Source organism: Streptomyces sp. NPDC044719 (assembly GCF_056433405.1).
Map to the genome: position 1 here is coordinate 61,825 of NZ_JBWKHE010000005.1, position 14,991 is coordinate 76,815.

The following is a 14,991-nucleotide window of genomic DNA, read 5'->3' on the forward strand; positions in this document are numbered from 1 at the left end:
AATGGAAAGCTTCTCGCTGATCCTCGCGATTGTGGTGGTAACCGCACTTGCGTTCGATTTCACGAACGGTTTCCACGACACCGCGAACGCGATGGCCACGACCATTTCCACGGGCGCCATGAGACCGAAGATCGCGGTGGCCATGTCCGCGGTGCTCAACCTGGTCGGCGCCTTCCTGTCCGTCGAAGTCGCGAACACGATCTCCAAAGGCCTGGTCGACGAGGCCGGCATCCGTCCCGAGGTCATCTTCGCCGCTCTGGTCGGCGCGATCCTCTGGAACCTGCTGACCTGGCTCGTCGGTCTGCCGTCCAGTTCGTCGCACGCCCTGATGGGCGGCCTGATCGGTGCCACGATCGCCTCGGCGGGCGTCGGCGCGGTGCACGGTGACGTGCTGGTCACCAAGGTGCTGATCCCGGCGATCGCCGCCCCGCTGGTCGCGGGCATCGCGGCGATGCTCGGCACCCGGTTGACCTACTCCCTCGGCAAGAAGGCCGACGGCGAGGCCTCCAAGAAGGGCTACCGGGCCGGCCAGATCGCCTCCGCGGGCCTGGTCTCGCTGGCCCACGGCACCAACGACGCCCAGAAGACGATGGGTGTCATCACCCTCGCCCTGGTCGCCGGCGGCGCCGTCGCCCCCGACTCCGACCCGCCCATGTGGGTCATCCTCTCCGCGGGTATCGCCATCGCGCTCGGCACCTACCTCGGCGGCTGGCGCATCATCCGCACCATGGGCAAGGGCCTGACCGACCTCCAGCCGCAGCAGGGCTTCGCCGCCCAGACCAGCGCGGCGACGGTCATCCTGGCCTCCTCGCACCTCGGCTTCTCCCTCTCCACCACCCACTCCGTGTCCGGCGCGGTGATGGGCGCGGGGCTCGGCCGCAAGGGCGGCGTGGTCCGCTGGTCGACGGCGACGCGGATGTTCGTCGCCTGGGGTCTGACGCTGCCGGCGGCGGCCCTGGTGGGTGCGCTCGCCGAGTACGTGACCGGCTTCGGGAACTGGGGCACGGCGGTCGTGGCGATCTTCCTGGTCGCCTCCAGCGCGGTGATCTGGAAGCTGTCGCGCCGCGAGGTCGTCGACCACACGAACGTCAACGAGGTCGACGAGGAGCCGGCCGGCGTCGTGACCACCGCCATCGCCGCGGTGACGCCGCCTCCGGCGGGCCCGTCCGAGGAGCTGGCCGCCACGATCCCGGCCCAGGCCGATCGCAAGCCCTCCACCACGACCACCTCGGTCTGATCCCGCCCACCCGGTGACAAGGAAGAATCTCTGAGATGAAGATCGACTGGGCGACCCTCGGCTCCGTCTTCGGCGTCAGCCTCGTGGCCACCGTTCTCCTCGTCGGCCTGTTCACCCTCGGCATCACCGGCCTGTCGCGCCGCGAGCGTGCGGTGGCGGCGGGCGGGTCCGCGGGGCTCGCGGTGACGGGCGCGTATGCGTGCTTCGCGGCGTGTGCGGCGGCTGTGGGGTACGGGATCTATCTGATCGTGGCCTGACCACGATCGTCTGTCGCCGGGCGGCACGGGGCTTTGGTCCTGGGCCGCCCGGTTGTCGTGGGCGGGGGTTCAGGGGCAGGGGGAGCCGGTGTCCGCGCCGGCCGTCGCCGGCGTCTCGAGGGGCCGCCGTCGCTCAGCAGGGTTCCGTCGTCGGCCAGGACTCACGGAGATGTCGGCGTCGCTCTCGATGGCCGGCCCCACCGGCTCACCATCGGCGCGCCGTGTCGGCATTCCACAGAAAGCGAACTCGCGGGCGCCCTGGCCTTCGCACGGTCGCGGCAACGGTGACCGGCCGTCCCGTATCGCCGCGTCGGGCCGCAGGAATCCGGAGCCGGCGGGAGTGCCGTCGGCGGAGCGGACCCGGGCCGCCGCGGAGCCGAGCCGGTCCCCGGGAGCGGAGCGGCGTGTTAGCGCGGTGTGGGCTTGTCCACACTCTCCTCTCGCAGGTCAACGGCAAGTTGACGGCTGTTCGCGGCCGTGGTGGACTGCCGGGGCCAATACGGCGGCAGGAGAGGAAGCCGGTGGAAGTCCGGCGCGGTCCCGCCACTGTCACCGGGGTAACAACCCCCGGGAGCCAGGAACTCTCACCGCCGGTCTCGTCGAACCAGGGCGTGGACACCCTGAGTGAGGACATATCGCCATGTTCGGCTGCCGATCGAGGGTCAGTACCCCACCATTGTCCGCCCCCGTGGCCGGCTGAGCCCATGGGTGCCGGTCGCGTTCACGCGTACGGTGCCGCCGTCGGTCTGATCGGTGATCTGCTGCTCGGCGATCCTCGCCGGGGGCATCCGGTCGCCGGGTTCGGGCGGGCCGCGCGTGCCGTGGAGCGGGTGCTGTGGCGGGACCACCGGGGGTGGGGCGCGCTGCACACCGTGGTGTGCGCGGGCGGGGCCGCCGCGCTGGGGGCCGTCGCCGCGCGTGCGGTGCGTACGTCCGCCCCCGCGTCGGTCGGACTGACCGCTGTCGCCACCTGGGCCGTCGTCGGGGGGACTTCACTCGCGCGGGAGGCGCAGGCCATCGGGCGCGCCCTGGAGGCCGGGGACGTCGACGCGGCCCGTGCGCGGCTGCCGCATCTGTGCGGACGGGATCCGCAGGCCCTGGACGCCGACGGGATCGCCCGGGCCGTCGTCGAGTCCGTCGCGGAGAACACCTCCGACGCCGTCGTGGGGGCGCTCGTGTGGGGCGCCATGGGTGGCGTGCCGGGGCTTCTCGGGTTCCGGGCCGTCAACACCCTCGACGCCATGGTCGGGCACAAGTCGGCGCGGTACCGGCGCTACGGGTGGGCCTCCGCGCGGCTGGACGATGTCGTGGGGTGGCCAGGGGCCCGGCTGACCGCCGTGCTCGCGGCCGTGGCCGGGGGCGATCCACGCGGAGCCGTGACGGCCTGGCGTGCCGATGCCGCCAAGCATCCGAGCCCCAACGCAGGGCCCGTGGAGGCCTCGTTCGCGGGGGCGCTCGGGGTGCGGCTCGGCGGAACCCTGTCCTACGGCGGGCGGGTCGAGCACCGGCCCGTCCTCAACGGCGCGGGGCACGGTGTCAAAACCCGGGACATCGAACGGGCCGTACGGCTGTCCAGGCGTGTCGGCTGGCTCGCGCTCGGCGTCTGTGTCGCCGCGCGCCACATCGTGAAGGGGCGTACGTCATGACGGGCGGTGGGCTTCTCGTCGCCGGTACCACCTCCGACGCCGGCAAGAGCGTCGTGACCGCCGGGATCTGCCGGTGGCTGGTGCGGCAGGGCGTCAAGGTCGCGCCCTTCAAGGCGCAGAACATGTCCCTGAATTCGTTCGTGACGCGGGAAGGCGCCGAGATCGGGCGGGCGCAGGCCATGCAGGCGCAGGCGTGCCGCGTGGAGCCGACCGCGTTGATGAATCCCGTGCTGCTCAAGCCCGGCGGCGAGCAGAGCAGTCAGGTCGTGCTGCTGGGCAAGCCGGTCGGGGAGCTCAGTGCCCGCGGGTACCACGGGGGGCGGCAGCAGCGGCTGCTCGGGACGGTGCTGGACTGCCTGGAGCGGTTGCGGGGCACGTATGACGCGGTGATCTGTGAGGGGGCCGGTTCGCCGGCGGAGATCAATCTGCGGCGGACGGACATCGTCAACATGGGGATCGCCCGCAACGCAGGCCTCCCCGTGCTCGTCGTCGGCGACATCGACCGGGGCGGGGTCTTCGCCTCGTTCTTCGGGACCGTCGCCCTGCTGTCACGCGAGGACCAGGAGTGTGTCGCCGGGTTCCTCGTGAACAAGTTCCGTGGGGACGTCTCCCTGCTGGAGCCGGGGCTCGACATGCTGCACGGCCTCACCGGGCGGCAGACGTACGGCGTTCTGCCGTTTAGGCACGGGCTCGGGATCGACGAGGAGGACGGGCTGCGCGTCTCCCTGCGGGGGACGGTCCGTGAGTCCGTCGTCGCCCCGCCCGTCGGCGAGGACGTGCTGCGTGTCGCCGTCTGTGCCGTCCCCCTCATGTCCAACTTCACGGACGTCGACGCGCTGGCCGCCGAACCCGGTGTCGTCGTGCGGTTCGTGGACCGGCCGGAGGAACTCGCCGACGCCGACCTCGTCATCGTGCCCGGGACCCGGGGGACGGTCCGCGCGCTGGAGTGGCTCAGGGAGCGGGGGCTGGCCGACGCGCTCGTGCGCAGGGCCGCCGAGCAGCGGCCGGTCCTCGGCATCTGCGGCGGCTTCCAGATCCTCGGCGAGCACATCGAGGACGAGGTCGAGAGCCGCAGGGGCAAGGTCGACGGGCTCGGGATCCTGCCCGTGCGGGTGCGGTTCGCCCGCGAGAAGACCCTCACCCGCCCGGCGGGCGAGGCCCTCGGGGAGCGCGTCGAGGGCTACGAGATCCACCACGGCGTCGCCGACGTCACCGGAGGGTCTCGGTTCATCTCTGATGACAAAGGACACAGCCTGGACGGCTGCCGGGTCGGCCAGACCTGGGGCACGCACTGGCACGGCTCGCTGGAGTCGGACGGGTTCCGGCGGGCCTTCCTGCGCGAGGTGGCTGCCGCCGCGGGCCGGCGCTTCGTGCCGGCGCCGGACACCTCGTTCGCCGCGCTGCGCGAGGAGCAGCTCGACCGGCTCGGCGACCTGATCGAACAGCACGCGGACACGGACGCGTTGTGGCGGCTCATCGAGTCCGGCGCGCCACCGGGGCTGCCCTTCGTCCCGCCGGGAGCGCCCGTATGAGGGCCGCGGCGGTGGTGCGGACCGCCGGCACGGCGCCCGCGGGCCACCTGAGACGCTTTACCGGCTGCCTGATCCCCGGCCTGATCCACCGCCTGATCCACCCGCCACGCGAAGGCGACTTGGAGGACGACGAAAAGTGACCCCCCCCTTTCCGTTCACGGCCGTGGTCGGCCAGGACGATCTGCGGCTCGCGCTGCTGCTGAACGCCGTGTCTCCGGCGGTCGGCGGTGTGCTGGTGCGCGGCGAGAAGGGCACGGCCAAGTCGACGGCCGTGCGGGCGCTGTCGGCGCTCATGCCGGAGGTGGACGTCGTCTCCGAGTGCCGCTTCTCCTGCGACCCCGGCTCGCCCGACCCGGGCTGCCCGGACGGGCCGCACGAGCCGGGGGGTTTCGCCTCCCGGCCGGCCCGCATGGTCGAGCTGCCCGTCGGCGCCTCCGAGGACCGGCTGGTGGGCGCGCTGGACATCGAACGGGCGCTGTCGGAGGGCGTGAAGGCCTTCGAGCCCGGCCTGCTCGCCGACGCGCACCGCGGCATCCTCTACGTCGACGAGGTCAACCTCCTCCACGACCACCTGGTGGACCTGCTGCTGGACGCGGCGGCGATGGGCGCCTCGTACGTGGAGCGGGAGGGCGTCTCGGTGCGGCACGCCGCCCGCTTCCTGCTGGTCGGCACCATGAATCCCGAAGAGGGCGAGCTGCGGCCGCAGTTGCTCGACCGGTTCGGGCTGACCGTGGAGGTCGCGGCCTCGCGCGAGCCCGAGCAGCGCGTGGAGGTCGTACGGCGGCGGCTGGCGTACGACGACGACCCGGCCGGGTTCGCCGCCCGCTGGGCCGACGAGGAGGCCGACGTGAGGGCCCGGATCGTCACCGCGCGGGACCTGCTGCCGTCGGTGCGGCTGGGCGACGACGCGCTGCGGCAGATCGCGGCGACGTGTGCGGCCTTCGAGGTGGACGGCATGCGCGCCGACATCGTGATGGCCCGGACCGCCACCGCGCTGGCGGCCTGGGCCGGGCGTACGGACGTGCTCTCCGAGGACGTGCGGCAGGCCGCGCTGCTCGCGCTGCCGCACCGCCGGCGCCGTAACCCCTTCGACGCGCCGGGTCTTGACGAGGACAAGCTGGACGAGACCCTGGAGGAGTTCTCCGGGGACGACGACCCGGACCCGGACTCCGACCCGGACCCGGACTCGGGGCCGGACGGACCTGGTGGGGGCGGTGGACAGCCGGCGCCCGACGGACCGCGCGGCGGTGACCAGGAGGCCCGGCCGGAGACCGAGCAGGACGGGCAGCCGCAGCCACAGCCGTCGGGAGTCGGCGAACAGTCGGCCGCACGCGCTTCCGAACCGTTCCGGACCAAGGTGCTGAGCGTGCCAGGACTCGGCGAGGGTGCCGCCGGGCGGCGTTCGCGGGCCCGGACCGAGCACGGCCGGACCACGGGCGCCCGGCGGCCGAAGGGCTCCCTCACGAAGCTGCACCTGGCGGCGACCGTGCAGGCCGCGGCCCCGCACCAGCGGGCACGCGGGCGGTCCGGGCCGGGGCTCGTGGTGCGCCGCGACGATCTGCGGCAGGCCACCCGTGAGGGCCGCGAGGGCAATCTCGTGCTGTTCGTCGTGGACGCCTCCGGGTCGATGGCGGCGCGGCAGCGGATGAGCGCCGTGAAGGGGGCCGTGCTGTCGCTGCTGCTGGACGCGTACCAGCGGCGGGACAAGGTGGGCCTGGTGACCTTCCGGGGGTCGGGCGCGGAGGTCGCGCTGCCGCCGACCTCGTCCGTGGACGCGGCGGCGGCCCGGCTGGAGTCGCTGCCGACCGGCGGCCGTACGCCGCTGTCCGCCGGGCTGCTGCGCGCGCACGACGTGCTGCGGGTGGAGCGGCTGCGCGATCCCGCGCGGCGGCCGCTGGTCGTGGTGGTGACGGACGGGCGGGCCACCGGCGGCCCGGAGCCGGTCGCCCTGGCCGGGCGCGCGGCGCGGCTGTTCGCGGCCGAGGGCGTCGCGTCCGTCGTCGTGGACTGCGAGTCGGGTCCGGTGCGGCTGGGGCTCGCCGGGCAGCTAGCGGGTGAGCTGGGCGGCACCGCCGTGACGCTGGACGAGCTGCGGGCCGACTCCATCGCCGGTCTGGTCAAGGATGTGCAGGGTACTTCGAGGAGGGCAGCGTAATGCCGCAGGGACAGCCGAGTGTCGTTCCGGACGACGGACTGACGACCCGACAGCGCCGGAACCGGCCGCTCGTCTTCGTCCACACGGGCGTCGGCAAGGGCAAGTCCACCGCCGCCTTCGGGCTGGCGCTGCGGGCCTGGAACCAGGGGTGGCCGATCGGGGTGTTCCAGTTCGTCAAGTCGGCGAAGTGGAAGGTCGGCGAGGAGAACGCGCTGCGTGTGCTCGGGGCGTCCGGTGAGGGCGGGTCCGTCGACTGGCACAAGATGGGCGAGGGCTGGTCGTGGGTGCAGCGCGACGGGCAGATGGACAACGAGGAGAAGGCCCGGGAGGGCTGGGAACAGGTCAAGCGGGACCTGGCGGCCGAGACGTACAAGCTGTATGTGCTGGACGAGTTCGCCTACCCGCTGCACTGGGGCTGGATCGACACCGACGAGGTCGTCGAGGTGCTGCGGAACCGGCCCGGGACCCAGCATGTCGTGATCACCGGGCGGAACGCGCCCGGGAAGCTCGTCGACTTCGCGGACCTCGTGACCGACATGTCCAAGGTGAAGCACCCCATGGACACCGGTCAGAAGGGGCAGAGGGGCATCGAGTGGTGATGTCCTCGTCCGTCCCCCGGCTGGTCGTCGCCGCGCCTGCTTCCGGCAGCGGCAAGACCACCGTTGCCACGGGGCTGATGGCCGCGTTCGCCGCGCGAGGACTCTCCGTGTCCCCGCACAAGGTCGGGCCGGACTACATCGACCCCGGGTATCACGCGCTCGCGAGCGGGCGCGTGGGACGGAACCTCGACGCCTATCTGTGCGGGCCTGAGCTGGTCGGGCCGTTGTTCCTGCGCGGGGCGCGGGGGTGTGACATCGCCGTCGTCGAGGGCGTGATGGGGCTGTTCGACGGGGCGGCCGGCGAGGGCGAGCTGGCGTCCACGGCTCATGTGGCCAAGCTGCTGCGGGCGCCGGTGGTGCTGGTCGTCGACGCGTCGTCGCAGTCCCGGTCGGTGGCGGCGCTGGTGCACGGGTTCACCTCCTGGGATCCGGAGGTGCGGGTCGGGGGCGTGATTCTCAACAAGGTCGCGTCGGACCGGCACGAGTGGCTGCTGCGGGAGGCCATGGAGCAGGTCGGGGTGCCGGTGCTCGGGGTGCTGCGGCGGGCGCCGCAGGTGGACACGCCGTCGCGGCATCTGGGGCTGGTGCCGGTCGCCGAGCGGCGCGAGGAGGCCCTCGACGCCGTCGCGGCCATGGCCGCGCAGGTGTCCGAGGGTTGTGATCTGGACGCGTTGATGCGGCTGGCCCGGGGTGCGGGCGCGTTGTCCTGCGCGGCCTGGGACGCGGCTGATGCGGTCTCCTCCCCCACCGGCCCGCCGGCCCGGTCGCACGAGAGACCCCGGCCACGGATCGCCGTGGCCGGCGGTGAGGCGTTCACCTTCTCCTACGCCGAGCACACCGAGCTGCTCACCGCCGCCGGTGCCGAGGTCGTGCCCTTCGATCCCCTGCGGGACGAGGAACTTCCCGAAGACACAAGCGGGTTGGTGATCGGGGGCGGGTTCCCGGAGATGTACGTCTCCGAGCTGTCGGCCAATGAACCCCTGCGCAAGGCCGTCGCCGGCCTGGCCGAGAGCGGTGCCCCGGTCGCGGCCGAGTGCGCGGGGCTGCTGTATCTGTGCCGGGAGCTGGACGGGCAGCCGATGTGCGGGGTGCTGGACGCCGGGGCGCGGATGACGCGGCGGCTCACCCTGGGCTACCGGGACGCCGTGGCGGTCGGCGACAGCGTGCTCGCGGCGGCGGGGACACGGATACGGGGGCACGAATTCCACCGGACGGCCGTGGAGCCCGGCTCGGGCCCTGATCCCGCCTGGGGGTTCCGGTCCCCGCAGCCCCGGGTCGAAGGGTTCGTACGGCGCGGTGTGCACGCCAGTTATCTGCACACCCACTGGGCGTCCGAGCCCGGTGTCGCCCTCCGGTTCGTGGAGAGGTGCCGGACGTCATGAGCGGCACGCCGGCCGGAGTCGGGGCCGGGCCCGGTGACCCGGAGCCGGTGCCGGTGCGGGGCGTGAACGCCCTGGTCGTCGGGGTCGGGGCGGCGCGGGGCGCTTCCGTCGAGGAGGTGCTCGGGCTGGTCGAGGACACCCTGCGGGAGGCCGGGTTGTCCGCGGCGTGCGTCGCCGAGCTCGCCACCGCCGACGCCAAGGCGCGGGAGCCGGGCGTGATCGAGGCGGCGCGGCGGCTCGGGGTGCCCCTGGTGACGTACTCCGCCGGGGAGTTGGCGGAGGTCGACGTGCCGAACCCGTCCGGCGCGCCGCTCGCCGCCGTCGGAACCCCGTCGGTGGCCGAGGCCGCCGCGCTCGCCGGCGGGGGCGAACTCCTCGTCCCCAAGCGGAAGTCGGCCGCGAGCCCAGCGCGGGCGACCTGTGCCGTCGCCCGGCGGCCGGCGGTGGCCGGGCTCCGGCCGGACGCCCGCCCGGACACCTCACGCGACACCGAGACGACCGTGGCGGGAAGCGCCCGCCGCGAGTCCGCCGGTCGTCCGAAAGGCGCCGAGCCGGGCCCCTGCCTGCACCCTCCGGCCGGGTCCGAGGCCGCGTTCAACGTCCAGCCGTACCACCCCACTTCCGCCGAGGAGCACCTGTGACCACCCCGCCCGCCCTGCTCATCGCCGGCCAAGGCACCTCCCGTGACGACACCGGATCCGAGGCGTTCCGCTCGTTCATACGGCAGCTGGGGGCCCGGCGCCCCGAACTGCCCGTCGCGGGCGGCTTCGTCGAGCCGTCGCGGCCGCCGTTGGGCGACGCCGTCACCGAGCTGGTGGAGCGCGGCGTACGGCACTTCACCACCGTTCCGCTGACGCTGGTGCCCGCCGGGCACGCCCAGGGCGGTATCCGGGCGGCCCTGGCCCGTGAGAAGGAGCGGCACCCCGGGATCTCGTACACGTACGGCCCCCCGCTCGGCCCGAACCCGGCGCTGCTGGACGTGCTGGAACGGCGGGTGGACGAGGCGCTGGGCGGCGCCCCGGGGCGCAGGCCGGGTGACCGGGCCGATGTGACGGTGCTGCTGGTGGGGCCCGGGTCCACGGACCCCGGTGCCAACGCCGAGGTGCACAGGGCGGCGCGGCTGCTGTGGGAGGGCCGCGGGTACGCGGGGGTCGAGACGGCGTTCGCGTCGCTGGCGGCGCCGGACGTGCCGAACGGGCTCGACCGGTGCGTGCGGCTGGGTGCCCGGCGGATCGTGGTCCTGCCGTACTTCCTGCTCACCGGCGTCCAGCCCGACCGGGTGCGGCAGCAGACGGAAGGCTGGACGGAGGCACACCCGGGGATCGAGGTGCGCTCGGCCGGCGTCATCGGTCCGGAGCCGGAGCTGCTGGACCTGGTGTGGGAGCGGTACGAGGAGGCCGCCGGGAGCCATCACGCGCCCGGGCACTTCCAGCAGGGGGCGGACTCGCATGCGCACTGAGAGCGGGCACGATCTGCGCCACCACGGGGACGCGGAGGTCCGCGATGACGGCGGCTCACTCGTCGATCTCGCCGTGAACGTCCGGGCCGGCACACCTCCGGTGTGGCTGCGGGAGCACATCGCCGCGTCGCTGGGCGGGCTCGCGGCCTACCCCGACGGGCGGGCCGCACGCGCGGCGGTGGCGGAGCGGCACGGGCTGCCGGCGGAACGGGTGCTGCTGACGGCGGGCGCGGCGGAGGCGTTCGTGCTGCTGGCGCGGGCGCTGAAGGTGCGGCGGCCGGTCGTCGTCCACCCGCAGTTCACGGAGCCGGAGGCGGCGCTGCGGGACGCGGGGCACACGGTCGGCCGGGTGCTGCTGCGCGCGGAGGACGGCTTCCGGCTGGACCCGGCGGCCGTTCCCGAGGACGCGGACCTGGTGGTGATCGGCAATCCGACGAACCCGACGTCGGTGCTGCATCCGGCGGAGACCATCGCCGGGCTCGCCCGTCCCGGGCGGGTGCTGGTCGTGGACGAGGCTTTCATGGACGCGGTGCCGGGCGAACGCGAGGCCCTGGCGGGCCGCGTCGACGTCCCCGGCCTGGTGGTGCTGCGCAGCCTGACCAAGACCTGGGGGCTGGCCGGGCTGCGCATCGGGTACGTGCTGGCGGCGCCCGAGACCATCGAGGACCTGGAGCGGGCGCAGCCGCTGTGGCCGGTGTCGACACCGGCGCTGGCCGCGGCGCGGGCGTGCGTGGGCCCCCGGGGCGTGGCCGAGGCGGCCCACGCCGCCCATCGCATCGCGGCGGACCGCGCCCACCTGGTGGCGGGCCTCGCGCGGTTCGCCGCGGCGGGGTTGCGGGTGGCCGAGCCGGCGGAGGGCCCGTTCCTCCTCGTCCGCCTGCCGCACGCGGCGACCGTTCGCCGCCGTCTGCGTGACCTCGGCTATGCCGTGCGCCGCGGCGACACCTTCCCCGGCCTGGACGAGGAGTGGCTCCGGCTGGCGGTACGGGACCGGACGACGACGGACGGGTTCCTGCGGGCACTGGAGCGCGCGCTGACGGGCTGACGGGTCACGTTCCGCCCTGACGCCCCGCGACCCGGAAGGTCAGCCCCGGCGGCGTGCCAGGGCCACCGCTCCCCCGCCTGCGGCGAGCAGGGCGATCGCGCCGCCCATGATGTACGGGGTCATCGAACTGCCGCCGGTCTCGGCCAGGCCCTCCTCGGCGGGGGCGCCCTGTGGCTCGAGCTCGGCGGGGGCGTCGGACGGCTCGGCGGACGGCCCGGCAGGGGGCTGTGCGGCGGGTGCGGCCTTCGGGGTCTCGCAGGTCGCCTCGGCCAGGGTGAGCGTGCCATTCACCTCGGCCACGTTCAGCTTCAACGGGTTCACGGACACTTTGAGTTCGAGGGCGGTGGCGGCGGCCGTCCGGGATGTCGTCCGCGTCCTGGAGAGGTCCAGGCGTACGTCGCCGACGCCCGGCACCTCGACGTCCGTCGGGCCGCCGGCGGTCAGGGTGACGCGCTTGCCGAGCACGGTCACCGAGCCGGGCAGGTCGGTCGTGGCGACCGGCTTCTTCCCGATCTCGCAGACGGCCTTCGAGGTGACCTGCTCGATCTCGACGACCGACAGCAGCGGCAGGCCGGGGACATGGACGCGGGCACGGGCCAGGGTGGTGCTCCCCTCGGCCTTCCCGGCGGTCGCGGTGGCTCTCGCCTCGGCCGCGTCAGCGCGCAGCACGCTGAAGGGCCGTCCGCCGTTCACCCCGTCCAGGTGGGCGGTCAGCGCCGTCTTCTCGGCGCTCCGCGGGGCCTGGACCTCGTTGAGGGAGACGGCGAGCGGGGCCTCGACCGACTTGTTCAGCAGCGAGACGTCGAGGCCGGTGCGCAGCACGACAGCGCTCGCGCGGCCGTGATCGCCAGTGGCGTGCGCCGGGCTCACACCGGTCAGTGCCACAAGCCCGGCGGCCAGGGCCGTGGCCGTCGCCACGGTCGCCAGACGGCGTGCGGGCATGCGGAAGGAAGTGCTGTTCACGGTGGGGACTCCAGGGGAGACAGGCTCGGGACCCGGAAAGAATCGCGCACCCGTCGCAGGGCGTCAGCGATCTGACACCTCTTCACTCCAACGTGGCGATACCGGGGAAGTTTTCGATTCCCCCGGCACAGGCGTTCCCCGGCGTCACCCTCGCGGCTAGCCGACCACGCGCCCGTTCAGCACCACCCGGCGCGGCGCAGCCAGGACGCGTACGTCGGCCCGGGGGTCCTCGTCGTAGACGACCAGGTCGGCCGGGGCGCCCTCGTCCAGGCCGGGGCGGCCGAGCCAGGAGCGGGCCGTCCAGGTTCCCGCCGCCAGCGCGTCGAGGGGCGGGATGCCGGCGGTGACCAGTTCGGCGACCTCGGCCGCCGCCAGGCCGTGGGCGAGACCGCCGCCGGCGTCGGTGCCGACGAAGACGGGGATGCCGGCGTCGTAGGCGCCCCGGACGGTGTCGTAGCGGCGTTCGTGGAGTCGGCGCATATGGGCCGACCAGCGCGGGAACCGGGACTCGCCGCCGTCGGCGAGCTGTGGGAAGGTCGCGATGTTGACCAGGGTCGGCACGATGGCGACACCCCGTTCGGCGAACAGCGGGATGAGGTCCTCGGTCAGGCCCGTCGCGTGCTCGACGCAGTCGATGCCCGCCTCGACGAGGTCCTGCAGCGAGTCCTCCGAGAAGCAGTGCGCGGTGACCCGGGCGCCCAGCCGGTGGGCCTCGGCGATCGCCGCCTCCACCGCGCCGCGGGGCCAGCAGGCCGACAGATCCCCGAGGTCGCGGTCGATCCAGTCGCCGACCAGCTTGACCCAGCCGTCACCGCGCCGGGCCTCCTGGGCGACGTAGGCGACGAGGTCCTCCGGCTCGATCTCCCAGGCGTAGTTGCGGATGTAGCGGCGGGTGCGGGCGATGTGCCGCCCGGCGCGGATGATCTTCGGCAGGTCCTCGCGGTCGTCGACCCAGCGGGTGTCGGAGGGCGAACCGGCGTCGCGGATCAGCAGCGTGCCGGCGTCCCGGTCGGTCAGGGCCTGCTTCTCGGCGACGTCCTGGGGGACCGCGCCGTGCCGGTCGAGTCCCACGTGGCAGTGCGCGTCGACGAGGCCGGGCAGGGCCCACCCCTTGACGGTGCGGATGTCGCGGGCACCGGTGGGACGGTCGTAGGAGACGCGGCCGTCCACCACCCACAGTTCGTCGCGGACGTCCTCGGGCCCGACGAGCACCCGTCCCTTCACGTGCAGCACCGTGCGTTCGCTCATGCACCGCACCCTAGTGAGCCGTGGACCTCGGCTGCGAGGGGGGACGTACCCGCCGGTTACCCTCGATGCCGTCGGCCCCGGGCAGACGCCGCCCGCCCCGTGAACGAAGAGAGCCCCACCGTGACACACCCGTTTCTGGACCTGGCCCCGCTCGGCGCGGACCGCTTCGCCGCGATCGAGGACCGTGTGGCGCGGCTGCTGAGCACCGAGCAGGACGTCGTGATCATGCAGGGCGAGGCGCTGCTGCCGCTGGAGGGCGCGATCCGTGCCGCGGCCGGGCCGGGGACGACGGCGCTGAACGTCATCACGGGCCCGTACGGGCAGACCTTCGGCGACTGGCTGCGGGATTGCGGTGCCACGGTGATCGACCTGGCGGTGCCCTTCCACACGGCGGTCAGGGCCGAGCAGATCCGGCAGGCCTTCGCCGAGCACCCGGAGATCGACTTCGTGTCCCTGGTGCACGCGGAGGCGGCGACCGGGAACACCAACCCGGTCGCGGAGATCGGCGAGGTGGTGGGGGCGCACGGGGCGCTGTTCTACCTGGACGCGGTGGCGTCGATCGGTGCCGAGCCGGTGCTGACGGACGCGTGGGGCGTGGATCTGTGCGTGATCGGGGCGCAGAAGGCGATGGGCGGTCCGGCCGGTGTCTCTGCGGTGTCGGTGAGCGAGCGGGCCTGGGCCCGGATGGCGGCGAACCCGGGGGCGCCGCGCCGGTCGTATCTGTCGCTCCTCGACTGGAAGGAGCGCTGGATCGACGGCGGCCGCAAGGCGCTGCCGCACGCTCCGGCGCAGCTGGAGATGCTGGGGCTGGAGGCGTGCGTGGAGCGGATCGAGGCGGCGGGGCTGGATGCCGTGATGGCCCGGCACGCCTGTGCCGCGGCGGCCACGCGGGCCGGTGCGGTCGCGCTCGGTGGCGGACTGGAGCCGTATGTGTACGAGGCCGGGGACGCGGCGCCCGTCGCCACGACGCTCCGGGCGCCATCCGGGGTCGTGGCGTCGGAGCTGGTGGCCAGGGCCCTGAAGTCGGACCCGGCCCTGCCGGTCGCCGCCGGCGGGGGTGCGCTGGCCAAGGAGATGATCCGGGTCAACCACTATGGGGCGGATGCGACGCGGGGTGCCGTGCGGGCGAGCCTGGCGGCGCTGGGGGTGGCTCTCGCCGAGCACGGGCTGAGTGTGGATGTGGAGGGGGCGCTGCGGGCCGTCGAGGAGGCGTGGAGGTAGTCGTCGGCTGAGGTTCGCAGGTTTTCGCCCCCGCCGCCCCTTCCCGTCCCTGCCTCCAGGGGCTCCGCCCCTTCGACCCCGCTGGGGGCTGCGCCCCCAGGCCCCCGCTTCGGCCTGGACGGCCTCGTCCTCAAGCGCCGGACGGGCCAAGTGAGGCCGCGGTGCGCCATGAGGGGCGCTGGACGGGCTGAAAGACGCCGGTCGGCGCCAGTGGCCGGGGAGCGATGTCAGTGCTGCGTGCCATGCT

Annotated in this window: 12 protein-coding genes, 1 pseudogene and 1 riboswitch; of the genes and pseudogenes, 11 read left to right on the forward strand and 2 right to left on the reverse strand. The window is 74.0% G+C overall.

Features of this window, described 5'->3' with window-relative positions; translation table 11 throughout:
- Position 1 precedes the first annotated feature (1 nt).
- From AC07DF_RS20455 to cobC, 10 genes and pseudogenes are all read left to right on the forward strand, one after another.
- Complete coding sequence (locus AC07DF_RS20455; RefSeq protein ID WP_478972962.1) at positions 2-1,237, forward strand: inorganic phosphate transporter; 1,236 nt, start codon at positions 2-4, stop codon at positions 1,235-1,237.
- Positions 1,238-1,272: 35 nt separating this feature from the next.
- On the forward strand, positions 1,273-1,494 hold the full coding sequence (locus AC07DF_RS20460) for a hypothetical protein (RefSeq protein ID WP_478972965.1): 222 nt from the start codon (positions 1,273-1,275) through the stop codon (positions 1,492-1,494).
- A gap of 464 nt (positions 1,495-1,958) precedes the next feature.
- Positions 1,959-2,097, forward strand: a riboswitch (cobalamin riboswitch).
- A gap of 101 nt (positions 2,098-2,198) precedes the next feature.
- Positions 2,199-3,140 (forward strand): cobalamin biosynthesis protein, encoded by a 942-nt coding sequence (locus tag AC07DF_RS20465; protein WP_478972968.1) that lies wholly within the window; start codon positions 2,199-2,201, stop codon positions 3,138-3,140.
- Positions 3,137-4,672, forward strand: coding sequence for a cobyric acid synthase (locus AC07DF_RS20470; protein ID WP_478972971.1), 1,536 nt, complete (start codon positions 3,137-3,139; stop codon positions 4,670-4,672). Before AC07DF_RS20465 ends, AC07DF_RS20470 begins: the two co-directional genes overlap by 4 nt.
- Positions 4,673-4,808: 136 nt before the next feature.
- On the forward strand, positions 4,809-6,827 hold the full coding sequence (locus AC07DF_RS20475) for a putative cobaltochelatase (RefSeq protein ID WP_478972973.1): 2,019 nt from the start codon (positions 4,809-4,811) through the stop codon (positions 6,825-6,827).
- Positions 6,827-7,426 (forward strand): cob(I)yrinic acid a,c-diamide adenosyltransferase, encoded by a 600-nt coding sequence (cobO, locus tag AC07DF_RS20480; RefSeq protein WP_478972975.1) that lies wholly within the window; start codon positions 6,827-6,829, stop codon positions 7,424-7,426. Before AC07DF_RS20475 ends, cobO begins: the two co-directional genes overlap by 1 nt.
- Positions 7,426-8,808 (forward strand): cobyrinate a,c-diamide synthase, encoded by a 1,383-nt coding sequence (locus AC07DF_RS20485; RefSeq protein WP_478972978.1) that lies wholly within the window; start codon positions 7,426-7,428, stop codon positions 8,806-8,808. Before cobO ends, AC07DF_RS20485 begins: the two co-directional genes overlap by 1 nt.
- Positions 8,805-9,278: pseudogene (locus tag AC07DF_RS20490) on the forward strand (cobalamin biosynthesis protein); the annotation flags it as partial. The gene AC07DF_RS20485 and the pseudogene AC07DF_RS20490, both read left to right, overlap by 4 nt.
- 167 nt (positions 9,279-9,445) lie before the next feature.
- A complete protein-coding gene (locus tag AC07DF_RS20495; protein WP_478972981.1) occupies positions 9,446-10,267 on the forward strand; it encodes a sirohydrochlorin chelatase in 822 nt (273 codons plus the stop codon).
- Positions 10,257-11,312 (forward strand): Rv2231c family pyridoxal phosphate-dependent protein CobC, encoded by a 1,056-nt coding sequence (gene cobC, locus AC07DF_RS20500; protein ID WP_478972984.1) that lies wholly within the window; start codon positions 10,257-10,259, stop codon positions 11,310-11,312. The genes AC07DF_RS20495 and cobC overlap by 11 nt, the downstream gene beginning before the upstream one ends.
- Positions 11,313-11,351: 39 nt before the next feature.
- Here cobC and AC07DF_RS20505 read toward each other — a convergent pair whose 3' ends face one another.
- Positions 11,352-12,275: an SCO1860 family LAETG-anchored protein gene (locus AC07DF_RS20505; protein ID WP_478972987.1), complete on the reverse strand. Its 924-nt coding sequence runs from the start codon at positions 12,273-12,275 to the stop codon at positions 11,352-11,354.
- A 156-nt stretch (positions 12,276-12,431) separates the two neighbouring features.
- Positions 12,432-13,523 carry an amidohydrolase family protein gene (locus AC07DF_RS20510; protein WP_478972990.1) on the reverse strand — a complete coding sequence of 364 codons (1,092 nt, stop codon included), beginning with the start codon at positions 13,521-13,523 and terminating at the stop codon, positions 12,432-12,434.
- 120 nt (positions 13,524-13,643) lie between these two features.
- Here AC07DF_RS20510 and AC07DF_RS20515 point away from each other — a divergent pair, with 120 nt between their 5' ends.
- Complete coding sequence (locus AC07DF_RS20515; protein ID WP_478972993.1) at positions 13,644-14,744, forward strand: pyridoxal-phosphate-dependent aminotransferase family protein; 1,101 nt, start codon at positions 13,644-13,646, stop codon at positions 14,742-14,744.
- Positions 14,745-14,991: the final 247 nt, after the last annotated feature.